General features: G+C 65.0%; 25 protein-coding genes. 14 read left to right on the top strand and 11 right to left on the bottom strand.

The window, feature by feature from the left end:
* Positions 1-12: 12 nt before the first annotated feature.
* Genes gspD through gspF form a run of 3 tightly spaced genes read left to right on the top strand, consistent with a single transcriptional unit; the run spans position 13 to position 4,807 of the window.
* Entirely contained in the window at positions 13-2,115 is a 2,103-nt protein-coding gene (gene gspD / locus UU9_RS12175; protein ID WP_156804275.1) for a type II secretion system secretin GspD, read from the top strand.
* A gap of 7 nt (positions 2,116-2,122) precedes the next feature.
* Positions 2,123-3,598: a type II secretion system ATPase GspE gene (gspE, locus tag UU9_RS12170; protein ID WP_007082053.1), complete on the top strand. Its 1,476-nt coding sequence runs from the start codon at positions 2,123-2,125 to the stop codon at positions 3,596-3,598.
* A gap of 3 nt (positions 3,599-3,601) precedes the next feature.
* A complete protein-coding gene (gene gspF, locus UU9_RS12165; protein ID WP_007082052.1) occupies positions 3,602-4,807 on the top strand; it encodes a type II secretion system inner membrane protein GspF in 1,206 nt (401 codons plus the stop codon).
* A gap of 57 nt (positions 4,808-4,864) precedes the next feature.
* Here gspF and UU9_RS12160 read toward each other — a convergent pair whose 3' ends face one another.
* The 9 genes from UU9_RS12160 to UU9_RS12120 form a co-directional block, all read right to left on the bottom strand.
* On the bottom strand, positions 4,865-5,272 hold the full coding sequence (locus UU9_RS12160; RefSeq protein WP_007082051.1) for a DUF3293 domain-containing protein: 408 nt from the start codon (positions 5,270-5,272) through the stop codon (positions 4,865-4,867).
* Positions 5,265-6,668 (bottom strand): FAD-dependent oxidoreductase, encoded by a 1,404-nt coding sequence (locus tag UU9_RS12155; RefSeq protein WP_007082050.1) that lies wholly within the window; start codon positions 6,666-6,668, stop codon positions 5,265-5,267. The genes UU9_RS12160 and UU9_RS12155 overlap by 8 nt, the downstream gene beginning before the upstream one ends.
* A 110-nt stretch (positions 6,669-6,778) precedes the next feature.
* On the bottom strand, positions 6,779-7,540 hold the full coding sequence (gene phbB / locus UU9_RS12150; RefSeq protein WP_007082049.1) for an acetoacetyl-CoA reductase: 762 nt from the start codon (positions 7,538-7,540) through the stop codon (positions 6,779-6,781).
* Positions 7,541-7,651: 111 nt separating this feature from the next.
* Positions 7,652-8,152: a polyhydroxyalkanoate synthesis repressor PhaR gene (gene phaR / locus UU9_RS12145; RefSeq protein WP_007082048.1), complete on the bottom strand. Its 501-nt coding sequence runs from the start codon at positions 8,150-8,152 to the stop codon at positions 7,652-7,654.
* 90 nt (positions 8,153-8,242) lie between these two features.
* Positions 8,243-9,799 carry a DHA2 family efflux MFS transporter permease subunit gene (locus UU9_RS12140; protein WP_007082047.1) on the bottom strand — a complete coding sequence of 519 codons (1,557 nt, stop codon included), beginning with the start codon at positions 9,797-9,799 and terminating at the stop codon, positions 8,243-8,245.
* 14 nt (positions 9,800-9,813) lie between these two features.
* Positions 9,814-11,010, bottom strand: a complete 1,197-nt coding sequence (locus tag UU9_RS12135) for an HlyD/EmrA/EmrK family protein (RefSeq protein WP_007082046.1) — start codon at positions 11,008-11,010, stop codon at positions 9,814-9,816.
* Positions 10,997-12,487, bottom strand: coding sequence for an efflux transporter outer membrane subunit (locus UU9_RS12130; RefSeq protein WP_007082045.1), 1,491 nt, complete (start codon positions 12,485-12,487; stop codon positions 10,997-10,999). Before UU9_RS12130 ends, UU9_RS12135 begins: the two co-directional genes overlap by 14 nt.
* Positions 12,488-12,497: 10 nt before the next feature.
* The gene (locus UU9_RS12125) at positions 12,498-13,022 is read right to left on the bottom strand and encodes a MarR family winged helix-turn-helix transcriptional regulator (RefSeq protein WP_007082044.1); all 525 of its coding nucleotides are present in this window, start codon (positions 13,020-13,022) and stop codon (positions 12,498-12,500) included.
* Positions 13,023-13,091: 69 nt separating this feature from the next.
* The gene (locus UU9_RS12120; RefSeq protein WP_007082043.1) at positions 13,092-13,871 is read right to left on the bottom strand and encodes a TatD family hydrolase; all 780 of its coding nucleotides are present in this window, start codon (positions 13,869-13,871) and stop codon (positions 13,092-13,094) included.
* Between the two features lie 186 nt (positions 13,872-14,057).
* Here UU9_RS12120 and UU9_RS12115 point away from each other — a divergent pair, with 186 nt between their 5' ends.
* Together UU9_RS12115 and UU9_RS12110 are read left to right on the top strand one after the other, a co-directional pair.
* The gene (locus UU9_RS12115) at positions 14,058-14,648 is read left to right on the top strand and encodes a glycine zipper 2TM domain-containing protein (RefSeq protein WP_007082042.1); all 591 of its coding nucleotides are present in this window, start codon (positions 14,058-14,060) and stop codon (positions 14,646-14,648) included.
* Positions 14,649-14,697: 49 nt separating this feature from the next.
* The gene (locus UU9_RS12110) at positions 14,698-15,180 is read left to right on the top strand and encodes an outer membrane lipoprotein (protein ID WP_007082041.1); all 483 of its coding nucleotides are present in this window, start codon (positions 14,698-14,700) and stop codon (positions 15,178-15,180) included.
* A gap of 93 nt (positions 15,181-15,273) precedes the next feature.
* Here the strand turns inward: UU9_RS12110 and UU9_RS12105 are convergent, their stop codons facing one another.
* Both UU9_RS12105 and ygfZ read right to left on the bottom strand, forming a co-directional pair.
* Positions 15,274-15,696 (bottom strand): cell wall hydrolase, encoded by a 423-nt coding sequence (locus tag UU9_RS12105; RefSeq protein WP_040670938.1) that lies wholly within the window; start codon positions 15,694-15,696, stop codon positions 15,274-15,276.
* Between the two features lie 468 nt (positions 15,697-16,164).
* A complete protein-coding gene (gene ygfZ, locus UU9_RS12100) occupies positions 16,165-16,977 on the bottom strand; it encodes a CAF17-like 4Fe-4S cluster assembly/insertion protein YgfZ (RefSeq protein ID WP_007082039.1) in 813 nt (270 codons plus the stop codon).
* Between the two features lie 180 nt (positions 16,978-17,157).
* Between ygfZ and UU9_RS18410 the strand changes: the two genes are divergently transcribed.
* From UU9_RS18410 to lolD, 9 genes are all read left to right on the top strand, one after another.
* Positions 17,158-17,262: a DUF1674 domain-containing protein gene (locus UU9_RS18410; RefSeq protein WP_007082038.1), complete on the top strand. Its 105-nt coding sequence runs from the start codon at positions 17,158-17,160 to the stop codon at positions 17,260-17,262.
* A gap of 76 nt (positions 17,263-17,338) precedes the next feature.
* Positions 17,339-17,734 carry a succinate dehydrogenase, cytochrome b556 subunit gene (gene sdhC, locus UU9_RS12095; protein ID WP_040670937.1) on the top strand — a complete coding sequence of 132 codons (396 nt, stop codon included), beginning with the start codon at positions 17,339-17,341 and terminating at the stop codon, positions 17,732-17,734.
* Positions 17,731-18,135, top strand: a complete 405-nt coding sequence (gene sdhD / locus UU9_RS12090) for a succinate dehydrogenase, hydrophobic membrane anchor protein (protein WP_007082036.1) — start codon at positions 17,731-17,733, stop codon at positions 18,133-18,135. The genes sdhC and sdhD overlap by 4 nt, the downstream gene beginning before the upstream one ends.
* Positions 18,136-18,160: 25 nt before the next feature.
* Positions 18,161-19,948, top strand: coding sequence for a succinate dehydrogenase flavoprotein subunit (gene sdhA, locus UU9_RS12085; RefSeq protein WP_007082035.1), 1,788 nt, complete (start codon positions 18,161-18,163; stop codon positions 19,946-19,948).
* Positions 19,949-20,029: 81 nt separating this feature from the next.
* The gene (locus tag UU9_RS12080) at positions 20,030-20,818 is read left to right on the top strand and encodes a succinate dehydrogenase iron-sulfur subunit (RefSeq protein ID WP_007082034.1); all 789 of its coding nucleotides are present in this window, start codon (positions 20,030-20,032) and stop codon (positions 20,816-20,818) included.
* Between the two features lie 256 nt (positions 20,819-21,074).
* Positions 21,075-21,314: an FAD assembly factor SdhE gene (locus tag UU9_RS12075; RefSeq protein ID WP_007082033.1), complete on the top strand. Its 240-nt coding sequence runs from the start codon at positions 21,075-21,077 to the stop codon at positions 21,312-21,314.
* On the top strand, positions 21,286-21,723 hold the full coding sequence (locus tag UU9_RS12070; RefSeq protein WP_007082032.1) for a protein YgfX: 438 nt from the start codon (positions 21,286-21,288) through the stop codon (positions 21,721-21,723). Before UU9_RS12075 ends, UU9_RS12070 begins: the two co-directional genes overlap by 29 nt.
* A 129-nt stretch (positions 21,724-21,852) precedes the next feature.
* Positions 21,853-23,094 carry a lipoprotein-releasing ABC transporter permease subunit gene (locus UU9_RS12065; protein ID WP_007082031.1) on the top strand — a complete coding sequence of 414 codons (1,242 nt, stop codon included), beginning with the start codon at positions 21,853-21,855 and terminating at the stop codon, positions 23,092-23,094.
* 7 nt (positions 23,095-23,101) lie between these two features.
* Positions 23,102-23,809, top strand: coding sequence for a lipoprotein-releasing ABC transporter ATP-binding protein LolD (gene lolD / locus UU9_RS12060; protein ID WP_007082030.1), 708 nt, complete (start codon positions 23,102-23,104; stop codon positions 23,807-23,809).
* The last annotated feature ends 87 nt before the right edge of the window (positions 23,810-23,896 follow it).

Genomic DNA, 23,896 nt, shown 5'->3' with positions numbered 1-23,896 from the left:
GTGTCGATCCGCATGAAACATTACTGGCTGCAGATGGTTGCTGTGGCTTTGCTTGCTGCCCAGACCGCAGTGGCGGGTGCGGCCGTGCCCGCGTCGGCAAGCCCGGCGCTGACGCCGGACCAAACCGTCACGCTCAATTTCGTCAATGCGGATATCGAGGGCGTGGTCAAGGCGATGGCGGAAGTCACCGGCAAGAACTTCGTGCTCGACCCGCGCGTCAAGGGCACGGTCAACATCATCTCGGCCCAACCGGTAGCGCGTACCGCCGTGTATGACGTGTTTCTGTCGGCGTTGCGGTTGCAGGGCTTCACTGCTGTGGAAGACCACAACCTGGTGAAGATTCTGCCGGAAGCCAACGCCAAGCTGCACCGCAATGCGGTGGCCGGCCAGCCCGCCGCCCACGACGGAATACAGACGCGGGTATTCACTCTGACCCATCAATCGGCGGCACAACTGGTGCCCACGCTGCGCCCTTTGGTGGCGCCCAACAACACCATTACGGCGCTGCAGAACAGCAACACGTTGATCATCACCGATTACGCCAGCAACCTCGAACGACTGGCCGGCATCATCGCGGCGATCGATCAGCCGGAGGATGCGGGCGCGGCGATGATCGTCTTGCGCCACGCCTCCGCGCTGGATGCGGCGCGGACCATCAACCACCTGTTTGCGCCGGCCCCGCAAGCCGTTCAGACACTGCAGGGCACCGATCCCACGCAGCGCATCGCGGTCATCGCCGATGCCCGATCCAACAGCCTGTTGGTGCGCGCGGCAGATCCCGCACGGCTTGCCCAGATCCGGCAGTTCGCGGCGATGCTTGATTCGCCGACCAGCGCTGCCGGCAACGTGCACGTGGTCTACCTGAAAAATGCCGAGGCGGTGAAGCTCGCCGAAACCCTGCGCGGCATCCATACAGGTAATGCGTCATCGTCGGCACAGGCAACGGGCACGTCCACACCGGCGGACACGGCCGCAACGGGCGCGGGTGCCGGCATGAGTTTCGCCAGCGATTTGCAGACGCCGGCCGGCGGCAGCGGCATGCCGGTCATGGCCGATGCCGCGTCGCCGCCGGCGGTCAGCGCAGCGGGCATCATCCAGGCCGACGCGGCCACCAATTCGATCATCATCACGGCGCCGGATGCGATCTACAACAACCTGCGCGCCGTGGTGGAGAAGCTCGATGCGCGCCGGTTGCAGGTTTATGTCGAGGCGCTGATCGTCGAACTCACCGCGAGCAAAGCCGGGGAGTTTGGCATCCAGTGGCAGGATCTCGGTGGTATCGGTAAATCCGGCACACAAGTATTCGGTGGCACCAGTTTCGGTGGCGCCGGCCAGAACATCATCGGCATCGCGCAAAACCCGGCCAGTGCCGGTCCCGGGTTGAATATCGGCACGATGCGCGGAACCGTCACGGTCGGTGGCGTGCAGATTCTCAACCTGGGTCTGCTCGCACGCGCACTGGAAACCGACAGCAACGCCAACATCCTGTCCACGCCAACCCTGCTGACCCTCGACAACGAGGAGGCAAAGATCGTGGTCGGTCAGAATGTTCCGTTCATCACCGGCCAATACGCGGTCTCGGGGGCGGCGACGACGCCGTCGCCGTTCCAGACCATCGAGCGCAAGGACGTCGGCCTGACCCTGAAGATCCGCCCGCAGATATCCGAAGGTGGCGTCGTGCGCCTGCAGATCTACCAGGAAGTTTCGAGTGTGGCCGACACCGCCAATCCGGCCGGGGTGATCACCAATACGCGCTCGATCGAGTCCACGGTGCTCGTGGACGACGGACAGATCATCGTGCTGGGCGGCCTGATCCAGGACGCAGTCAACGGCGGCGTGTCCAAGGTACCCGTGCTGGGCAGCATCCCGTTGCTGGGTGGCCTGTTTCGCTACAACAACCATTCGCGCACCAAGACCAACCTGATGGTATTCCTGCGTCCGACCATCCTGCGTGATTCGCGGGGTGCCGACGCGTTGACCGGCGAGCGCTACGACTACATCCGCGGCGAACAACTGCGTGCCGATCCCGTGCCCGGTGCAATGCATCGCAACGATCCGCTTCCACTGCTGCCGAACCTGCCCGTCGCGGCGGGCGCTGCGGGCAACCCGCAATGAGTCGCGCATGCTGAGCAAGCCGCCCGTGTCGTATGCCTTCGCCAAGACCCATGGCGTGGCGGTCACCGCGCTTGGCGACGGCAGTGCCGCCGCGGTCATGCGCCACGGTGCGTCGGCCGGTGCGCTGGCGGAGTTGCGCCGCGCGTTGGGCGTGCCGGTTCGCGTGGAGCGCGTCAGTGTCGTCGAATTCGACGAGCGCATTGCCACTTTGTACAACGGTGCCGGCGAAGGTGCCGCCGCGCTGGCGGACGACCTGGCACAAGACCTCGACCTGTCTCGCCTGCTGCAGGAAATTCCCCGTGTCGAGGACTTGCTGGACAGCCAGAACGACGCGCCGCTGATTCGCCTGATCAACGCGTTGCTGACTCAGGCGCTGCACGAAGGCGCTTCGGACATCCACATCGAGCCGTTCGAGTCGCGTTCGGTGGTGCGCCTGCGCATCGACGGAACGCTGCACGACCTGATCGAGCCGGCGCAGGCACTGCACACGGCGATCGTGTCGCGCATAAAAATCATGGCGCAACTCGACATCGCGGAGAAGCGCCTGCCGCAGGATGGCCGCATCGCACTGCGTGCGGCGGGGAAACCGATCGACGTGCGCGTATCGACGATTCCCACCGGGCACGGCGAACGCGTGGTGTTGCGCCTGCTGGACAAGCAGACGGGGCGACTGGACCTGTCGCGGCTGGGCATGGCTCCGACCACGCTGGCGCGGATGGATGCACTGATCCGCGAGCCGCACGGCATCATCCTGATGACCGGCCCTACCGGCTCAGGCAAGACCACCACCTTGTACGCCGCGCTGTCGCGCCTGGACCCCAAGGCGCTGAACATCATGACCGTCGAGGATCCGATCGAATACGACCTCGACGGTATCAGCCAGACGCAAGTCAACAGCCGCATCGACATGAGCTTCGCCCGCGCCTTGCGCACCATCCTTCGCCAGGACCCCGACGTGATCATGATCGGCGAGATCCGCGATCTGGAGAGCGCCGAGATCGCCATCCAGGCCAGCCTCACCGGCCATTTGGTGATCACCACGCTGCACACAAACGACGCGGTGAGCGCGGTCACCCGGCTGGTCGACATGGGCGTGGAGCCCTTTCTGCTGGCCTCCAGCCTGATCGGCATTGGGGCTCAACGCCTGGTGCGCAAACTGTGTCTGGAGTGCCGCGAGCCATTGGATGACGACGCCGGGCCGTTGCGCAGCCTCGGGCTGGTATCCACGGCGGGCCATTTCCATGCGCCGCGCGGTTGCCCCGTGTGCAACCGCTCCGGCTACAAGGGGCGCACGGGCATCTATGAATTGCTGGCCGTGAACGACGAACTGCGCAAGCTCATCCACGACCGGATTGACGAACAGACGCTGCGCGAGCGCGCCGGCGCGCACGGCATGGGTTCGCTGCGCGAGGATGGCATGCGGCTGGCGGCCGAAGGCACGGTGAGCGTCGAGGAAGTGCTACGCGTCACTCGCGCGAGGTGACGCATGGAGGCGTTTCACTATCGAGCTTTCGACGTTGCTGGCCGCTCACGCTCCGGCGTGCTGCAAGCGGATTCGCCGCGTCAGGCGCGTGCCCAGTTGCGCGCGCAGGGCTTTTATCCGGAGCGCATCGATCGGGTGCGCAATCGGGAGCGTGCCGCGTCGCTGTGGTCGCGCAGCATTCCCGCCGCCGAACTGAGCTTGCTGACACGTCAGTTGGCCATGCTGCTGGCGTCAGGGCTGACCATGGAACACGCGCTGACGGCCTTGATCGAGGAAGTCACCGCGCCGCGGACGCGCGAGGTGCTCGGTGGCGTCAAGGCCGAGGTCACCGGCGGTCTTTCACTGGCCGCAGCATTGGGCATCTACGGCCGGAATTTCCCGGACTACTACCGGGCGCTGGTGCGCGGTGGCGAGGAATCCGGTGCACTGCCGGTGGTGCTGCAACATCTTGCCGATTACCTGGACGCCCGCCAGGCGCTGCATCAGAAAACCAGCCTCGCGCTGCTTTACCCGATGCTGGTCACTTTCGTCGCCATCTGCGTGGTCACCGGCTTGCTGGTCTACGTGGTGCCGCAGATCGTGCAGGTCTTTCAGCAATCGCGGCAAAGCCTGCCGCTGCTTACGCGCGGCTTGATCGCCGTTTCCGATTTCCTGCGCGGCGCGGGGCCCTGGCTTGCCGGCGCGTGCCTTTGCATGGCAATGGGCGCGCGTCTTGCGCTGCGGCTGGAGCGCTGTCAGCGTCGTTGGCATGCCCTTGTGTTGCGTCTGCCCTGGTTCGGTCCGGTGGTTCGCGGGCTGAACACCTCACGCTTTGCCAGCACGCTGGCAATTCTGGTCGGTGGTGGCGTGCCGTTGCTGGCGGCGCTCGATTACGGTGCCCGCGCGATGTCCAACCGGGTCATGCACGACGGTATCAGGGCGGCCATCGAGCGTGTGCGCGAGGGCGAAAGCCTGGCCCGTGCGCTGGCGGCGACGCACATTTTTCCACCGCTCATGCTGCACCTGGTCGGCAGCGGGGAAGCCAGCGGCAAGCTCGAGCCGATGCTCGAGCGCGCCGCACAGCTTGAAACACAAACGCTCGAACGGCGCCTGGCGGTCCTGCTGACCTTGCTCGAACCGGTGATGATCCTGGTGATGGGTGGCGTGGTGCTGATAATCGTTCTTGCCATCCTGTTGCCGATCATGGAGATCAACCAACTGGTGCATTAAGGCAACGCTGATCAAGTATCACCGCCGCCTTAAGTTAGCCGCACCATCGCCATCGGGTCATTCCAGCAATCGAAGCTGGGCGGGGCTGCCCGTCTGGCCGTGCACATACGCCAGTTGCGAGTGTTCCCGTGCCAGGCTGTCCAGCACGGTCACGTCGGGCCCGATCACGAACAGGGTCGGTTCGATCCATCCGCTGGTGCCGACCCCGATAGCGGGGTAGACGCTGGCATCGGGCTGGCCTTGCAACGCATCCAGCAATGCGTGCTGTGCGGCAAGGTTTTCTTCCGGTGAGCGACGGCGTGCCTGCGGGTTCCATGCCGTAATGAAGGCCCACGAGCGCATGCCGACCACGTCGGCCAGCGTGCCGGGCAACGGCAGGTCGACGCGTACCGTTGCCCAATTCACTGTGTCGATGCACATGTGGTAGGCGGTGGAGCGGAAAGCTTCGAGCAGGACCTCATCCATGACGCAGCTCCGGTAGCGGTGCCAGTGTGGAAACGAAGCGCTGCGCGGCGGTATCGATGTTGATCGTCGCCACGTCCGGGGTATCGCGCAGCAACTGCTCAAGCAGTTGGTCCTGCGCGCGACCACGTTCGAGTGCATAGGCATAAGGGAGATGGGTAAAGGTCACCATGCGGTATCGCGCCATGTAGTGGGAGGGAATGCGTGCGGCCAGCAGCGCGCCGAGCTCACGCTTGGCAAGATAATGCGGATCGGCCACCGAGTCGCGCATTTCGATGTAGTTTTCCAGCGCCATGTGGGCGATGGCGTCGGCGTTGGGTTGGCGTTGGCGCTGGAACTCGGCGAATGCCCCGGCGTGGTCGCCGCGTGCTTCGGCCAGCAGATTGGCCAGCACCACGGTGTCCTCGAAACCGCAATTCATGCCCTGGCCGTGGAACGGCACGATTGCGTGCGCCGCATCGCCGATCAGCAGGGCGCGACCGTCGAGATGCCAGCGTTCCAGGTACAGCGTGGACAGCGTGCCGATGGGGTTGTGTTCGAAATCCTCGGCGAAACGCGGCATCAGCGGCAGCAGGCCGGGAAATTGTTCCGAGAAGAACGCCGCGGCCGCCGCGGCATCGGGCAGGGTGGGGAAGCTTGGCGCGACACCCCGATTCGGCAGGAACAGGGTGACGGTGAAGCTGCGTTCGGTGTTCGGCAGCGCGATGCACATGTAGCTGCCGTGTGGCCAGATGTGCAATGCGTTCGGCTCCAGCGCGAAACCGTCGCGACCACCGCCGGCTTGCAGCACGGCAGCGGGCAGGTCGCTTGCGGGCGGGATTTCCAGTTCCTTGTAACCATGATCCAGCGGCTCGACCCGCTCGCCCAGCGGCGTGTGGGCGTTCATCGCGGCGCGCAAGGCCGAGCCGGCGCCATCGGCCCCGATCAGCAGGCCCGCCGACAGTTCGCGCTCGACGCCGTCGGCGTCCGCCAGCCGGATGCGCTGTCGGTCGAAGTCCGCGGTGGTGAGCGCCTGATCGAAATGGAACTTCGCGCCAGCGGCTTCCGCCGCGTCCAGCAGCAAGGTGTTCAACGCACCGCGGGAGACCGACCAGATCACTTCGCTGTCGTCGATGCCATAGCGCTGCAGGCTGTGCTGGCCATCGCGGTCGTGCACCATGCGTCCGCGCATCATCACCGCGCGCTGCAACACGTCGTCAGCCAGCCCGGTGCTGCGCAAGGCGTGCAGACCGCGTTCGGCCAGCGCCAGGTTGATCGAGCGACCACCGGCGAAGCCGGCATGGCGCGGATCGGGCCGCTTCTCGAACACATCGACCGCAAACCCGCGCTGCGCCAGTTGCTGCGCCAGCAGCGCGCCGACCAGGCCGCCGCCGATGAGGGTGATGGGGTGTTGCGACATGCTGCGATCCGTGGAGGGAATCCGCCCACTGTTCCGCAAGCGCGATCAGACTGCAATGCCGCGCTGGCCAATCCCGTTCGTACGGCCGCCCGCAGGCAGCGGCGCGGATCTCAGAAGCTCATGAAATAGCCGCCGTTCACCGGCAGGTTGGCGCCGGTGATGTAGCCGGCGTCGTCGGCGGCCAGGAAGCATACGGCGCGGGCGATGTCGGCGGGCGAACCGAGCCGGCCCACCGGGATGCCGGCGATGATCTGCGCGCGTACCTCTGCAGCCACGGCGGCCACCATCGGCGTATCGCAATAGCCGGGCGATACCGTGTTGACGGTGACGCCCTTGCGCGCCGTCTCGCGCGCCAATGCCATGCTGAAGCCGTGCACACCGGCTTTCGCGGCCGAGTAATTGGTCTGCCCGAACTGGCCGGTCTGGCCGTTGACCGAGCTGATGTTGACGATGCGGCCGAAGCCACGCGTGGTCATGCCCTCGATCGTGTTGCGGCACATGTTGAACACGCCGTCGAGATTCACCTGCATCAATTCATGCCATTGCTGCGGCGTCATCTTGCGCAGGCTGGCATCGCGGGTGATGCCGGCGGCGTTGACCAGGATGTCCACGCCGCCATGTTGTTGCTCGATGCGGGCGATCAACTGCTGGCAACTGTCGAAGTCGCTGATGTCGCCCGGCTCGAACGTGACCGTATCGGCGACGTCGGCCATTTCCTGACGGAAAGCGCCAATGCGCTCGTCGCGCGCGGCCAGGTCGACGGCGATCACCCGCCGACCCGCCTGCGCCAACTGGCGGCAGATTTCACTGCCCAGGCCACCGATGCCGCCGGTGACCAGCGCAACGCGTTTCGGGGAGGTCGCTTCGTTCATGGGGTGCTTTCCACGCGTGATCATGCCGCAAAGCAGCACGGATCATGCTGCAGTTGCGATAGGGGAAATCGGGTGCGCGGCACGCGTGGCGCGCCGCGCAGGTGACACGGATCAGCCGGCTTTCTTGCTGCCGCGGCCGGTGCTGCCGGGCGGGGTCGGGACGACCTGCGCGGCGGTGTTCATCAGGCCTTCCTGCATCGCCTTCCACGCGGCCATGTTGCGCTCGGTGAGGTCGTTCAGGGTGTTCCAGGGCGTTTGCCCCATCAGGCTGTTGAGCTGGCTGCGGAACTGCGTCTGCTGGTCGAGAAACACCTGCAGACTGCGCTCCAGGTAAGGCCCCATGAAGCCCTGCAGCGAATTGCCGTAGAAGCGGATGATCTGGCTGAGGAGCTCGGGCGACAACATCGGCTGGCCCTTGTCCTCGTGCTCGGAGATGATTTGCAGGAGTACCGAGCGGGTCAGGTCCTCGCCGCTCTTGGCGTCGCGAACCTCGAAATCCTCATTGTCGAGCACCAACTGGCGGATCTCTTCCAGCGTGATGTAGCTGGAAATTTCCGTGTCGTACAAGCGACGATTCGGATACTTCTTGATGATGCGTTTGGTTTGTGCCATGCGGGACAAGCTAACAGAAGGTATTGCATTGCACCAGTTCCAACGGGCTGGTCCATGTTGCACTTGCCGAGCGCAGCAATTGGTGGTTGGTCAATGACCTGCGGCACCGCTGGCGTTGCCGAAAGGCGGCTTGGCGAGCCACAGAAGCGGGATCATCGCCACGAACATCACGGCGCACACCAGGTACACATCGTTGACCGCCAGGGTGAGCGCTTCGCGGTTGATCAGCTGCTCGACCACGCCCAGACTTTGCGGCAGGGAGAAGCCGCCGTGCTGCAGTTGCTGCAGGAAGCTGTCGGCCGCCGGCGCGGCCGGTGAGATGTGCTCTGTCAGTACGGCGTGGTGGTAGTCGCCGCGGTGCTGCCACAGCGTCACCGTGGCCGCGGTGGACACGCTGGAGCCCAGCGTGCGGCAGAAGTTGGCCAGGCCCGACGCGCTGGCAATCTGGTCCGCCCCCAGTCCCGACAGATACATCTGGTTGAGCGGGATGAAGAAGCACGCAATGCCGATGCCCATCACGAAGCGCGGCCATACCAGGGTGGAGAACGAGGCCGAGCTGTCGAAGCTGGCGAACCAGAACGAGGTGGCCGCGAACACGATGAACGCGAACGTCACCACCGCACGCAGTTCCAGCCGCTGGATATTGGCGCCGATGATCGGCGCCATCAGAAACGCCAGCACGCCCACCGGCGCGCTGGCCAGCCCGGCCCAGGTGGCGGTATAGCCAAGCGTGATCTGCAGCCACAGCGGAAACACCACGTTGATGCCGAAGAACGCCATCATGCCCAGCGACAGCGCCACCACCGCCACGGTGAAGTTGCGGCTCTTGAACAGGGACAGCTCGATCACCGGATGCTTGGCGTACAGCTCCCACACGATCAGGAACGTCAGGCACACCAGCGCGGTGATGCCCAGCGCCAGGATCATCGGCGAGGCGAACCAGTCGTTGTCGTTGCCGTTGTCCAGCATGAACTGCAGCGCGCCCACGCCCACCACCAGCAGCACCAGCCCGATCACGTCGATCGGCATCTTGAAGGTCTTGGTCTCGCGCTTGCGCAGCAATGTCCAGGTGATGATCGCCGCCAGCGCACCCACCGGTACGTTGATGTAGAAGATCCACGGCCACGAGAAATTGTCGGTGAGCCAGCCGCCCAGGATCGGCCCGAAGATCGGCGCCACCACCACCGTCATCGCCCACAAGGCCAGCGCGATGCCCTGTTTCGCCTTCGGGTAGCTGGCCAGCAGCAGCGACAGTGACAGCGCCACCATCGGGCCGGAACCGGCGCCCTGCATCAACCGGCAGATCACCAGCATCGGCATGCTGGTGGCCAGGCCGCACAGCATCGAGAACAGCACGAACAGCAACACCGAGCCGACGAAGGTCTTCACCTCGCCGAAGCGGCGCGCCAACCAGCCGGTGAGCGGCTGCATGATCGCGCTGGCCAGCGCGTAGGAGCTGATGGTCCAGGTGCCCTCGCTGGGGCTCACGCCCAGGCTGCCCGCAATGTGCGGCACGGAGACGTTGACGATCGTCATGTCCAGCACCTCCATGAAGGTGCTGAAGGCGACGGCGATGGTCAGCAGCACCAGCGCGCCGCCCTGCAGCGGCTTCAGCGGTGGTGCGTCATCGTTGGGTGTGGCGGCCATGCGGTCGGCCCGGTTCAGTGGATGTCGTCGGGAAGATTGGCGCGGATGACCTGTTCGGCTTCCGCGTCGGCCTTGCTCGCCATCTGCTCATAGACGGTGGTTTGCGCCACCGGCTGGTTCGCCGCCGCCGCCAGCACTCGCCCATCGTCATGGGTGATGTCCACCGTAACCGTGGTGGAGAGGCCGATGCGCAGCGGGTGCTTGTCCAGTTCGTTGTTGTCCAGCGAGATGCGTACCGGCACGCGCTGCACCACCTTGATCCAGTTGCCGGTGGCATTCTGCGCCGGCAACAGCGAGAACACGCTGCCGGTGCCGGCGCCCAGGCCGACCACCTTGCCGTGGAATTCCGCGTCGCTGCCGTAGGTATCCGATTCGATGGTGGCGGGCTGCCCGATGCGGATGTGGCCCAGTTGGCTTTCCTTGAAGTTGGCCTCGATCCACAGGTTGTGCAGCGGCACCACCGTCATCAATTGCTGTCCCGGTTGCACGCTGTTGCCAAGCTGCACGCTGCGCTGGGCCACGTAGCCGGACACCGGCGCGTAGATGGCATTGCGTTGCGCCGCCACCCACGCGGCGCGGAAATTGGCGCGCGCCTGCATCACGGCGGGGTTTTTCGCCACATCGGTGCCTTCGATCGCCGCGTGCGCCGCGTCCGCCTGCGCCTGCGCTGCGGTGACGGCGGCGCGGGCCTGCTCCACGCCGTCGCGCAGGTGTTGCACGACCTCGGGCGATTCGGCGTGCGCGGCCAGCAGCGGCAGGTGGCGTTGAAGATCGGCTTCGACTTTCTTCAGGTCGATCCGGCGAGCCGCGAGCTGGGCGTCGGCGCCACTGGCCGAACTGGTCTGCTGGCGCACGCCGCGCACGGCCTGCGCCAATGCGCTGCGTGCCTGCTGCAGCCGGACTTCCGCGTCGGTGCTGTCCAGTTTCACCAGCACCTGGCCGGCTTCCACCCGCTGCGTGTCGTCGGCCAGGATCGCCACCACGGTGCCCGGCACCTGCGCCGATATCGCCACCTGGTTGCCGCCGACGTAGGCGTTGTCGGTTTTGACCCGCTTGGAAAGCACCAGCAGCCACAGCAGGAACCACGCCACGGCGGCCAGCACAAACAGGCCAGCGACGATCAGCAGCACGCGACGGCGTTTGCGCGGGTCGGTGGCCGCCATGCCGCTGTCGTCGGCCGCGGGGGACTTGTCGGACTCAGTGGCGCTCATGATCGGCGGCTCCGGTAACGGGGGAAATGGGGGCGGCATGCGAGGCGGTGGTGGGTGTGTCGGTACGCCGGTAACCACCACCCAGGGCCTTGATCAGTGCAAGGTCGTTGCTCAATGCCTGCGCCTGCAATTGCACGGCGGCATCACGCTGTTGCAGCAGTTGCGCTTCCGCGGCGAGGCTTTCGCGGGCATCGCGCACGCCCTGGCGGCGGCGGGCCTCGGCGTTGGCCAGCAGTTGCCGGTTGGCATCCACCTCGGCCTGCTGGGCCTGTCGTCGCGCGGCGATCTGTTCGGCGCTCAGGGCCTGGGTGGCCACTTCGCGCGCGGCGGCCAGCACGGTGCTGTTGTACTGCGCCACCGCGCTGTCGAGCTGGGCCTTGCTCAAGCCGTAATTGGCCTTCAACGAGCCGCCGTTGAAGATGGGCAGGTGCAGCGCCGGCGTCAGCGCAAACGTGCGGCTTCCGGCCGTGAGCAGTTTGCCCATGTCGATGCTGGACAACCCGGCCATGGCGGTAATGCCGATATCCGGAAAGAAGGCGGCACGCGCCGCATCGGTATTTTTCAGCGCCGCTTCCACCTGCCATCGGCTGGCCGCGATATCCGGTCGGCGGGCAATCAGGTCGAGGCGGGCATCGGCGGGGATGCCACGCACCACGCCGGGCAACGGGCGCGGACGCAGTTCGGGCAGTTGCTCAGGGGCGACTCCCAGCAAGGCAGCCAGGGCCACCTTGCGGATCTGCGCCGAGCCATCGATGGCAATGCGCATGCCGCGGATGGCGGCCACTTGCGCCTGCGCCCGCTGTGCTTCGTCGGGGAGATCCACGCCCTGGGTCACGCGCAATTGCGCGATCTGCGCCAGTTGCTGCTGGGTGGCGAGCAGTCGATCGATCAACTGCAGCCGGGCCTGATCGGCCTGCCAGCCGAAGTAGGTATCGGCGACGGCGTACTGGATCGCCAGCGCGGCGGCGCTGCGCTGCGCTTCCGCGGCGTGTGCCTGATCCAGCGCCGCTTCCACCGTGGCGCGCTTCTTGCCCCACCAGTCGAAATCGTATTGCAGCTGCAGCCCGATGTCGGCCTGGTTGTACCAGGTGAAACCCAGAAACTCGGCGGGAATCAACCCGTGCTCGCTCATCCGCTGGCGCGATACCTGCGCGTTGCCGTTGATCGACAAGCCCATCTGCGCGGCCGCCAGTCGCACCGATGCCTGGGCGCTCTGCACGCGGCTTTGTGCCAGGGCGATGTCCGGCGACTGCTGCAGCGCCCGATCCATCAGGCCATCCAGCTGGGGATCGTCGTAATGGCGCCACCACTGTGCCGCGGGCCAACCGGCGCGGGCGGGTGCGTTCAGGCCGGCCAGCGGTACGTCGTCGCGCAATACGGGGTGATCCAGTTTCGCGGGCGCCCGCGCACACGCGGCCAGCGCCAGCACGATCGTCGCGGTCAGCAATGGCCGGCCGCGGAGCAGGGCATGCTTCATCGAATGTCCTTCATGGATGGGAGTGCTCGCTCAACCGGTCGAGGTTGCCGGCCAGTTTGCGCAACAGGCGGTCGAGGTGGCGTTTATCGGTGGCGCTGAAGTTGTCGAACATGGTGTCGATGCGGGGAAACATCGGCGGCAGCATCTCTTTCACGAAACGCCGGCCGGCGGCGGTGATGCGGATCACCACGCGCCGTCGATCCGCCGCGCTGGCGCCGCGGGTGATCAGGCCGCGCCTGGCCAATGCGTTGGCGATGCGCGTCATGTTGGTGGCGCCCTGAGTCGCGAACTCGCACAGTTCGCCCGGCGTGGAACTGCCGTCGGGCCGGCTGTACAGGATCATCAAGGTCAGGAACTCGCTGTGGTTGAGCTTGTGCGGCTTGAGCTTGAACGCCAGCTCCTGGTCGATCCCTTCCCCCACCATCAGCAGCAGCCGGCACAACCGCGCCTCGGCGGCTGGCATCGTGGGGATGATCTGGCTGACGCGGTCGATGCCTTCGTCCATCAGATCAATGCATGTTGTCAGCTTGGCCATTTCACCAGCGGATATTTCATCGGTGAAGTAAACATAGCAAGGTGTGGCGAATCGGTGCAAACGCACCGGTCAGGCGCCGTGCCGCGCGAAGCCGAACAGCCGGCGTGCGTTGGCGGTGGTGACAGCGGCGATATCCGCTTCGGATTCGTGGCGCAGCCCGCCAATGCAGCGCAAGACGTCCGCGACCCGCGCCGGCTCGTTCCGCTGCCCCCGATGCGCCGCATCGGGTTGGTCGGGGGCGTCGCTTTCCAGCAGCAGGAACTCCAGTGGCATGTGGCTGACCATGCGGCGCAGGCGTTGTGCCCGTTCATAGGTCACCGGGCCGCCGATGCCGAGGTGGAAGCCGATGTCCCACAAGTGCCGGGCTTGCTGCTCGCTGCCCGAAAAGCTGTGCACCACGCCGCGCAGGCCGCCGACGCGACGCAGGGTGAGGATCACTTCCTCCAGCGCGCCGCGCGCGTGCACGATGACCGGCAAGTCGCGCGTGCGCGCGATGTCAAGCTGGCGCGCAAAGATGCGCCGCTGCAGATCGTGGTCGATGCCCTCGACGTGAAAATCCAGGCCGATTTCCCCCACGGCAATGGCGTGATGGTCGTCCAGCCATGAAGACAGTGCGTCCACATGCGCGGGCGCATCCTCGGTAAGAAACATGGGATGCAGGCCGTAGGCGGAGTGTGTCTGCGGGTAGTTGCTGCACAGGTCGTGGATGTGCGGCCAGCTGGTTGTGTCGGTGGCGGGTATCACGACGTGGGCAATACCGGCTTCGGTGGCCCGCGCCATGACCGCATCGAGATCGGATTTGAATCGTCCGTCATCCAGATGTGCGTGGCTGTCCACAATTTCGATCATGGTTTTATCCAGAAGGGCCCGAACTGCGAATTCGATGTGAAAATGAGGCAGGGGTGCAAGCTAGCCCCGATTCAGTTGATTCAATGTTCAATGGAAACACGGTTATGGCGACGCATGGGCGTCCCCGGGGATCGTCGTTCAGGACAGTCGTTCGAAAACAACCGTTCAAACAGAGGAGAGGGTCTGATGAAAAGTTTGACGATCAATGCACTGACTATCGGCATGGCTGCGGCGTTGTCGCTGGGCCTGTCCGCCTGCAATCGCAATGCCGACGCGGGCACGTCCGCTGACGGCGGCACGGCAGCCAGCGGCGCCGCGGCTCCGGCGGAGGCGGACAATTATGCGCGGGTGGTGAGCGTCGATCCGGTACGCAAGACCGTCAACAACCCCAAGCAGGTATGCAAGGACGAAGTGGTTACCCAAACCACGCCGCCCAAGGATGAGCATCGCATTGCGGGCACCGCGATCGGTGCCGTGGCTGGTGGCCTGCTGGGCAACCAGGTTGGTGGCGGCAAGGGCAAGACACTGGCGACGGTGGCGGGTGCGATCGGTGGTGGTTACGCCGGCAATCGCATTCAGGCCAGTCGTCAGCACGCCAACACCACGTCCACCGTGGAGCGGCACTGCGACACCGTCAACAACTCCAGCACCAAGCTGGTGGGCTATGACGTGCGCTACGAATACAAAGGTGTTACCCGCACCGTTCGCATGGATCACGATCCGGGCGATCGCGTGAAAGTGGAGGAGGGTGTGACGGCGGTTTCCGACGCCCGCTGAGTCGATCGAAATCATCGATCGGATGGCTTTTCCCTGAGGAGTGATCGACATGAATGCACTATCGAGCAAACTGGCGCTGGCAGTGGCCATGGCTGGCGGTCTCGCAATGGCTGGATGCGCCACCCCCTACAACAACAGCGGCAACTACGGTTATCAGGGGCAGCCAACCGGGCAAAGCAGAAACGCGCGCTGCAACAACTGCGGCGTGGTGCAGGAAGTGCAGCAGGTCTACACCCAGGGCAACAGCAGCGGCGGTACGCTGGGTGCCGTGATCGGTGCGGTCGCTGGCGGCGTGCTGGGCAACCAGGTCGGCAAGGGTGATGGCCGCAAGGCGGCGACGGTGGCCGGCGCAGTGGCTGGTGGCGTTGTCGGCAACCAGGTTGGCAAGCGCAATGGAAGTGGCGATGTGGCCTATCGCATCGTGGTGCGGCTGGACAATGGCCAGTACGCCACGGTTACGCAGCGGGAGAACCCGGACGTGCGCAACGGTGATTACGTACAGGTGCGTGGCGATCACGTTTACCGTCTGTAATCGTCCTGTTGTATGGACGTCCAGACGTCTGGACGTCCGAAACGCAAAAGGCCCTCATTCGAGGGCCTTTTGTTTCGGGTGCGGCTCGCAGTGTCAGTTGACGGCGTAAAAGCGATGCTCGCCGATGGTTGTGCCTGCGCGGTTGACCGACCATGTCGGCGTGATGGCGACGGTAGCGAAATGGTCGGCACGCGGCACCAGCATCTTTCGTTCGGCAACGGGCAGCTGCCAGTTCTGGATCGAGCGACCGGCAATCTGCCATGCCTTGTGGAAGGCTTCCAGGTTGGTGATGTCGAATGAACCCGGCGTCGTGGTGGTGGCGAATTGGTGAGGTGCCGTTACGACCTTGCACACGGTGTCGCCCCAGCGTCCGCGTTCGCGCCGGCGCATGGCGACTTCGGCGACCGCGAGCTGGCCGAGCGTCGGTTCGCTGCGTGCTTCCAGATAGACGGTGGTCGCCAGGCAAGCCTGGTCCGCAACGGGTTGCGGTAACAAGCTGGTGAACCACAACAGCATGGAAAGTTTCATGGATCTGCCTCCAACGTGCTGTACGCGCAGCCATTCAGGCCTGACACGCCGTTGCGGTGGACGGGCTGGCAGGCCGTTCCACCTGGATTGATCGCCAACCGGTGTATGCGGTTGAACGTTTTGCCACGGGTTTGTGGCGGGTCGAGCGGCGGGGTCATGCCGATCGGTGAGTGCTGCAATGGCGCTGCGCGTGCCGTAGGGCCGTGTTGCCTGCAACTGCCAGCTGTGGCGTCAGCTGGGTATTCCATCCGGTTTTTGGCCGGGTCGCGCCGATCCGGATTCATCCGGTTCGTCGCGTACATCGGCATCCCGTTTTCCGGATGCCGCGATAATCGATCGGCGGAGCCTAGTGGCGGATTTCACTAAAGGCAAGTGCCGGAGTGTTCCGTTCAGCGTGTCCTCACATTCCGTCTACATCGTTGAAAAATGCAAATAGACGTCTGGACGGCTGATGTTTCAGGCGGGCCAGCGTTCGATGGTTGTCATCAGTAATGAGGCGTCGCCATTCCGCAGCACGATGTTGTTGTCGGTGGCGTTATCGACGACGTCATCGCTGAGCACGACCAGTGCTTCGATGGTGTTGTCGCTGACGACGTTCAGCACGATGCCTACTTCCTGCTCGCCACGACGCAATGTTTCGCCGGGTGCGATGGCGCGCGATGCCGTGACGCTGCAGAGGTGGCGTTTGCAACCACCGCGAAAATGGAGTCGGGCCACGATTTCCTGTCCGGGGTAGCAGCCCTTGTCGACGGCGACCGCTTGCAGCCGCTGCAGCGACAACATCGGCGCGAGGCATTTGTTCAGGGCCTCATCGGGTAACCACGGCCAGCCAAGCTTCAACTGCATGGATTGCCATTGCGTGTCGCCGGCCGTAGTGGATGGCGCGATGTGCAAGGCGTGCGAGCCGCAGCCCAGCGACAGGGTCTCGCCTTCGATATGAACATCGTGCAGCGTCCGTGCTTCGCCGGTGGCCAAGGTGGCGGCAGGTGCTTCGCGAAGCGTTACGCGCGAACGGAAGACGAAGCGGCGCAGGCCATCGGCCATGTCCGCTGCCTTGCCGCCGCGCAACAGCAGAAGCAGTTTGTCGTCAGCGATGCGGGCGAGGTGAAACAGGGCGCGCACGCGTCCCTGCGGGTCGAGCCACGCACCGAACGCCCATCGGCCAACGGCCAGTTCATTCACCTTGCTGCTGAATTGCGCATGCGCAAATGCAACCGCATCAGGGCCTTCGATCAACAGGGTTTGGGCGTCGCGGGTATTGGATGGCATAGGTCGTCGATGTGTGGGCGTACGGTGCGCGGCACAAGCGTTCGCCCGTGATGCGGGGCAGAGGTCCAGGTTGTGCTGGTTTTGCGCAAGTATTAACCTTCGCTGGCTAACAAGACGACCATGTCCGAAACCCATTCCCCAGCACCGTCCTCACCTGCATCCGCTCCGGCGGAGGCAACCGTGCCGGCGAAACCGGATGCGGACAAGGCCCCGCCGGAACCGCCGGCACCGGATCCCACCCGCTACGGCGATTGGGAAAAGAACGGGCGCTGCATCGACTTCTGAATTCCGCTGTGGCGTTGTCGCCGCTGGCAGCGGCGGTACGGCACGGACATCAGCGATTCCACACAGGATAGCCGCCATGGCAGATATGCAACGACCGCTCTCTCCCCATATCCAGGTCTATCGATGGCAAGTGCAGATGGTCAGCTCCATCCTGCATCGCGCCACCGGCATCGCCTTGTCCGTTGGCAGCTTGCTGGTGGTCTGGGGGTTGCTGGCGCTGGCCGGGGGTGAGCAGAGCTTCGACCAGTTCAAGAGTTGCGCCGGCAGTCCGCTCGGCCTGGTGTTGCTGGTGGGCTGGAGCTGGTCGCTGTTCTATCACCTGTGCAACGGCATTCGTCACCTGCTGCAGGATGCGGGCGCCGGCTACGAGATCGTGCAGTTCGTGCGCTCGAGCTGGTTGTCGGCGGTGGGCAGCATCGTGTTGACCGTGCTGGTCTGGGCTTATGTGCTGACGGCCGGAGGTGCGGCATGAACGCGAAGAGTGACGTCGTGAAGGATCGCCGCCATCCGCTGAAGGCTGCACGCGGTCTGGGCTCGGCCAAGTACGGCGTGGGTCACTGGTGGACCCAGCGGGTGACCGCTGCGGCGCTGGTGGGGCTGGGCATCTGGTTCGTGATCCTGGTACTCGGCCTGCTGCATGCCGATTACGCCAGCGCGCGGGCGGCGGTGGCGCAGCCCTGGAATGCGCTGCTGCTGATCGCGTTCGTGCTCACCATGTTCTGGCATGCGGTGCTGGGCCTGCAGGTGGTGGTGGAAGATTACGTGCACACCCGCTGGAAGGAAGTGGTGCTGCTGGTGGCGATCAAGTTCCTCGCCGCGCTCGGCGCGCTCGCCAGCGTGCTGGCCGTACTGCGCATTGCGCTGACCCCTTAAGACGAATACGCGAGGCCACCATTTCATGGAAAGCTACAAGATCCAGCAACACCTTTATGACGTGATCGTGGTCGGCGCCGGCGGTGCGGGCCTGCGCGCCACCTTCGGTCTGGCCGAGAAGGGCCTCAAGGCCGCCTGCATCACCAAGGTGTTTCCCACCCGCTCGCACACGGTAGCCGCGCAGGGCGGCATTTCCGCCGCGCTGGGCAACATGGGCGAGGACGACTGGCGTTTCCATTTCTACGACACCGTCAAGGGCGGCGACTGGCTGGGCGACCAGGACGCGATCGAATACATGTGCAAGCACGCGCCCGAGGCGGTGATCGAGCTTGAGCATTACGGCGTGCCGTTCTCGCGCACCGAGGAAGGCAAGATCTACCAGCGCCCGTTTGGCGGCATGACCACGCATTACGGCAAGGGCACCGCGCAGCGCACCTGCGCCGCGGCGGACCGTACCGGCCACGCCATTCTGCATACGCTGTACCAGCAGGCGCTGGCACACGACGCCACGTTCTTCGTCGAGTATTTCGCGATCGACCTGATCTTCGACGAAGAGGGCGTCTGCCGCGGCGTGCTGGCGCTGGACTTGAATGAAGGCACCCTGCATTTCTTCCGCGGCCAGGCCGTGGTGCTGGCCACGGGTGGTTACGGTCGCGCGTATTTCAGCGCCACCTCGGCGCATACCTGCACCGGCGACGGCGGCGGCATGGTGCTGCGCGCGGGTCTGGCGCTGCAGGACATGGAGTTCGTGCAATTCCATCCCACCGGCATCTACGGCGCCGGCTGCCTGATCACCGAAGGCGTGCGTGGCGAAGGCGGCTTCCTCACCAACTCCGACGGTGAGCGCTTCATGGAGCGCTACGCGCCCAATGCCAAGGATCTGGCCTCGCGCGACGTGGTGAGCCGCGCCATGACGATCGAGATTCGCGAAGGTCGCGGCGTGGGCGAGCACAAGGACCACATCTTCCTCAACCTGATGCACCTCGGCCCCGAGGTCATCCACGAACGCCTGCCGGGCATCGCCGAATCGGCGCGCATCTTCGCCGGCGTGGATGTGACCAAGGAGCCGATCCCGGTGCTGCCCACCGTGCACTACAACATGGGCGGCATCCCCACCAACTACCACGGCGAAGTGGTGCAGAAGCGCGGCGACGACGTTGATGCGATCGTGCCGGGCCTGTTCGCGATCGGCGAGGCGGCCTGCGTCTCCGTGCATGGCGGCAACCGGCTGGGCTCCAACTCGTTGCTGGACCTGGTGGTGTTCGGTCGCGCGGTGGCACATCGCTGCGCCGAACTGATCGAGCCCGGCGCCGCGCACAAGGATCTGCCCACCAACGTGCTGGACAAGTCGCTGGCGCGCTTCGACGCGCTGCGCAACGCCGATGGCGGCACGCCGACGGCGCAGATCCGCATGGCCATGCAGCGCACGATGCAGAAGGATGCGGCGGTGTTCCGTACCGGCGAAACGCTGGCCGAAGGCAAGCAGAAGATCTCCGAAGTGTTCGACATGTTCCAGGACGTGAAGGTCAGCGATCGCTCGCTGGTGTGGAACTCCGACCTGGTCGAGACGCTGGAGCTTTCCAACCTGCTGGCGCAGGCGGTGGCCACCATGCATTCGGCCGAGCAGCGACCGGAAAGCCGCGGCGCGCATGCGCGCGAGGATTTCCCCGAGCGCGACGACGCCAACTGGATGAAGCACACGCTGGTGTGGGTCGACGAGGCGGGCAAATCGCGCTTCGATTTCCGCCCGGTGCACATGAACCCGATGACCGACGAGGTCAAGGCCGTGCCGCCGGCGAAACGCGTTTACTGATCCTGCGCTTGCAGGTGGCACCACATCACACGTTGCGCAGCCCGATAATCGTTGCGGCTGCCGAATGGAAGGGTCGAGGACATGGCTGAATTCGCGCTACCGAAGAACTCAAAGATCCAGCCGGGCAAACATTACCCGGCCAAGGATGCCAAGAAGCCGCGCACCTTCCGCGTCTACCGCTGGTCGCCGGATGACGGGGAGAACCCGCGCATCGACACCTACGAGGTCGATCTGGCCGCGTGCGGTCCGATGGTTCTGGACGCGCTGCTGAAGATCAAGAACGAGATCGATCCCACGCTGACCCTGCGCCGCTCGTGCCGCGAAGGCATCTGCGGCAGTTGCGCGATGAACATCGACGGCACCAATACGCTGGCCTGCACCTGCGCCATCGCCGATGCGGGCAAGGGCGGCGGCGACGTGAAGATCTACCCGCTGCCGCACATGCCGGTGGTGAAAGACCTGGTGCCCGACCTCACGCATTTCTACGCCCAGTTCGCCTCGATCAAGCCGTGGATCCGCACGCAGAGTCCGGCCCCCGATCGCGAGCGCCTGCAGTCGCCCGAAGAGCGCAAGAAGCTCGACGGCCTGTACGAATGCATCCTGTGCGCCTGCTGCTCCACCAGCTGCCCGAGCTACTGGTGGAACGGCGACAAGTACCTGGGCCCGGCCATCCTGTTGCAGGCCTACCGCTGGATCGTCGACAGCCGCGATGAAGCCACCGGCGAACGCCTGGACGACCTGGAAGACCCGTTCAAGCTCTACCGCTGCCACACCATCATGAACTGCACGCGCACCTGCCCCAAGGGTTTGAACCCGGCCAAGGCGATCGCGGAGATCAAGAAGCTGATGGTGGAGCGGCGCAGCGCTTGATCGGCAGATAGTCCCTTCTCCCCTCTGGGGAAGGTGCCCGGATGGCGGATGAGGGGCGGGTGCTCGCGGGGAAGGTGATCACAGGGAGTTTTTGATGATGGCTCGGCGCAAGGTTGTCCCCCTCTCCTTAATCCTCTCCCCGGTGGGGAGAGGAGGCGATGGTGGCTTCGCTGAGTATCTTCATTGAAGCGCCCTCTCCTCAATCCTCTCCCCGGTGGGGAGAGGAGGCAAACGAGGCGCTGCGCGCGGAGTTGGTATGAATAAGGGCAGACTCCAATGGCGCGCCCGTCGCGGCACCCGCGAGCTGGATGCGTTGTTGGGCGGTTGGCTGGACGAACGCTTCGACAGCGCCAGCGAGGCCGAACAGCAGGCGTTCGACGAACTGCTCGACGTGCAGGATCCGGACCTGTGGGATTGGGTGATGGGCCATGCCCGGCCCGAGCGGGCGGACTGGCAGGCGATCATCGATGACATCCGCGCCCGCCATCGGCTTTGAATACGCACCATCGCGGCTGCTGCGACGCTGCCTGATGGTGGTGGCGGCACTGGCGGCGGTCGCCGTGGCGCTTTCGGGTCTGGCCATCGGCCTGAAGCTGGTGTTGATCGCCGCAGTGGCGGTCGCGACCTGGGAAAACCTGCGCCGCGCGGCGCAATCGCCGCTGGCAGCTGCAGGCTGGGACGCCGAGGGCGGCTGGACCTTGCGCACCGCCGACCACGAGGACATCGCCGCCACGCTGGCGTCGTTCCGCGTGCTCGGTGGCTTCATCCTGCTGCGTTTGCGGGCAGAGGAACGCGGCATGCAGATCCTGCTGCTGGCGCCGGACAACACCGATCGCGACATTCGCCGTCGGCTGCGGATGCGTCTGGCCACCGTACAGCCTGGCGAAGCACTGCCGCGAATCTGACTGGCGCGCAACGTGTCGCAGCGCCGGGTTTCGGCGCCCCTGCCGCCGCTGCGCGCCATGCGCTAACGTATACCGTTCCGGCGGCCGTCCGTATCGGCTTTCCCTGCCGCTCCCACGAATCAGGTTGCCATGTTCCGACCGCTCGAACTCTTCATCGGCCTGCGCTATACGCGTGCCAAGCGACGCAACCAGTTCATCTCCTTCATCTCCACCGTGTCGATCGTATGCATCGCGATCAGCGTGATCGCGTTGATCACGGTGATGTCGGTGATGAACGGCTTCGACTACCAGATGCGCGCGCGCATCCTGGGCGCTATCTCGCACGCCACCGTGTCCGGTGTGAACCAGAGCATGGAGGACTGGCCGCGCGCACTGAAAGTCGCCACCGCCAATCCGCATGTGTTGGGCGCTGCACCCTACGTGGAAAGCGAGGCCATGTTGCTGGCCCGGCGTTCCAGCGGCGCGCTGGTGCGCGGCATCGAGCCCGCGCTGGAACCCAAGGTGGTCGATATCGACAAGCACATGGTGGAAGGCTCGCTCGATGCGCTGAAGCCGGGCAGCTGGAACATCGTGCTGGGCAAGGAGCTGGCGATGACGCTGGGCGTCAACGTGGGCGACCGCGTCACCATGGCGGTGCCGGAATTGCGCGCCACGCCGATGGGCGGCGTGCCGCGCATGCGCGGTTTCCATGTCGCAGGCGTGTTCGAGCTGGGCATGGAGCAGTTCGATTCCGGCCTGGCGCTGGTCAACATGAGCGACGCGGAAAAGCTCAACAGCCTCACCGGCCCCACCGGTATCCGGCTGCGGCTGGACGATCTTTTCAATGCCCGGCCGGTGGCACGCGAACTGGCCGATCAACTGGGCCAGGTGTACCGGGTGCAAACCTGGATGGATACCAACGCGAACCTGTTCGCCGCGCTGTCGATGGAGAAGATGGTGATGTTCATCATCCTGTCGCTGATCATCCTGGTGGCGGTGATCAACCTGATCTCGATGCTGATGATGCTGGTCACCGACAAGCAGGCCGACATCGCGATCCTGCGTACGCTGGGCGCCACGCCGCGCAGCATCATGGGTATGTTCATGGTGCAGGGCGTGTTGGTGGGTTTCGTGGGGATCGGTTTTGGCGTGGGGTTGGGCTCGCTGCTGTCGTGGAAGCTGCCCGGCATCATCAAGTGGATCGAGCACACTTTCCACGTGACCTTCCTGTCGCCCGACGTTTATTACATCAGCGAAGTCCCCAGCCGGCTGGACTGGCACGACGTGGGCTGGGTCGCCCTGCTCACGTTTACGTTCTCGCTGCTGGCCACCTTGTATCCCGCGTGGCGCGCTTCGCGCACGCAACCGGCGCAGGCGCTGCGCTATGAATAAGGCCGTCATGAATTCCACGACTGAAAACGTGCTGCGCGCCAGCCACGTCGCCAAGACCTATGAGGAAGGCGGCTTGCGCACCGACGTGCTGAGCGACGTCAGCTTTGAACTGAAACGCGGCCAGACCATGGCGATCGTGGGCGCATCCGGTTCGGGCAAGAGCACGCTGCTGCACATCATCGGCGGGCTCGATACCTCGAGCGCAGGCGAGGTGGAAGTGGAAGGCCGCCTGCTGTCCACGCTGTCCGATGCCGAGCGTGGCCGCGTACGCAACCGCTCGCTGGGCTTCATCTATCAATTCCATCATCTGCTGCCCGAGTTCACCGCGCTGGAAAACGTCTGCATGCCGCTGCTGATTCGCGGCACCGCGATTGCCGATGCGCAACGCCAGTCGGCCGCGCTGCTGGAGCGGGTGGGGCTGGGCAAGCGCCTGCAGCACAAACCCTCCGAGCTTTCCGGTGGCGAACGCCAGCGTTGCGCGGTGGCGCGCGCACTGGTGACACGACCGGCCTGCGTGCTGGGCGACGAGCCCACCGGCAACCTCGACGAAGACAACGCGGCGCAGGTCTACGGCTTGATGCTGGAGCTCAACCAGGAGATCGGCACCAGCTTCATCCTGGTCACCCACGACACGCGCCTGGCCGCGCGGATGGATCGCACGCTGGTGCTGCACAACGGCGTGTTGGTGGAGAAGGGAATCGGGAATCGGGAATAGGGAATGGCAACGGCAGGTCGCGACCGGAGTGCGCGACACGCTTCCGCAGAAGCCACGACTGCGCCGAATCCCTAATCCCTAATCCCT

The organism is Rhodanobacter fulvus Jip2 (assembly GCF_000264315.1).
Lineage (GTDB): Bacteria > Pseudomonadota > Gammaproteobacteria > Xanthomonadales > Rhodanobacteraceae > Rhodanobacter > Rhodanobacter fulvus.
The sequence above is the reverse complement of the archived record's forward strand: the minus strand, read 5'-3'. Positions and strand labels throughout refer to the sequence as shown.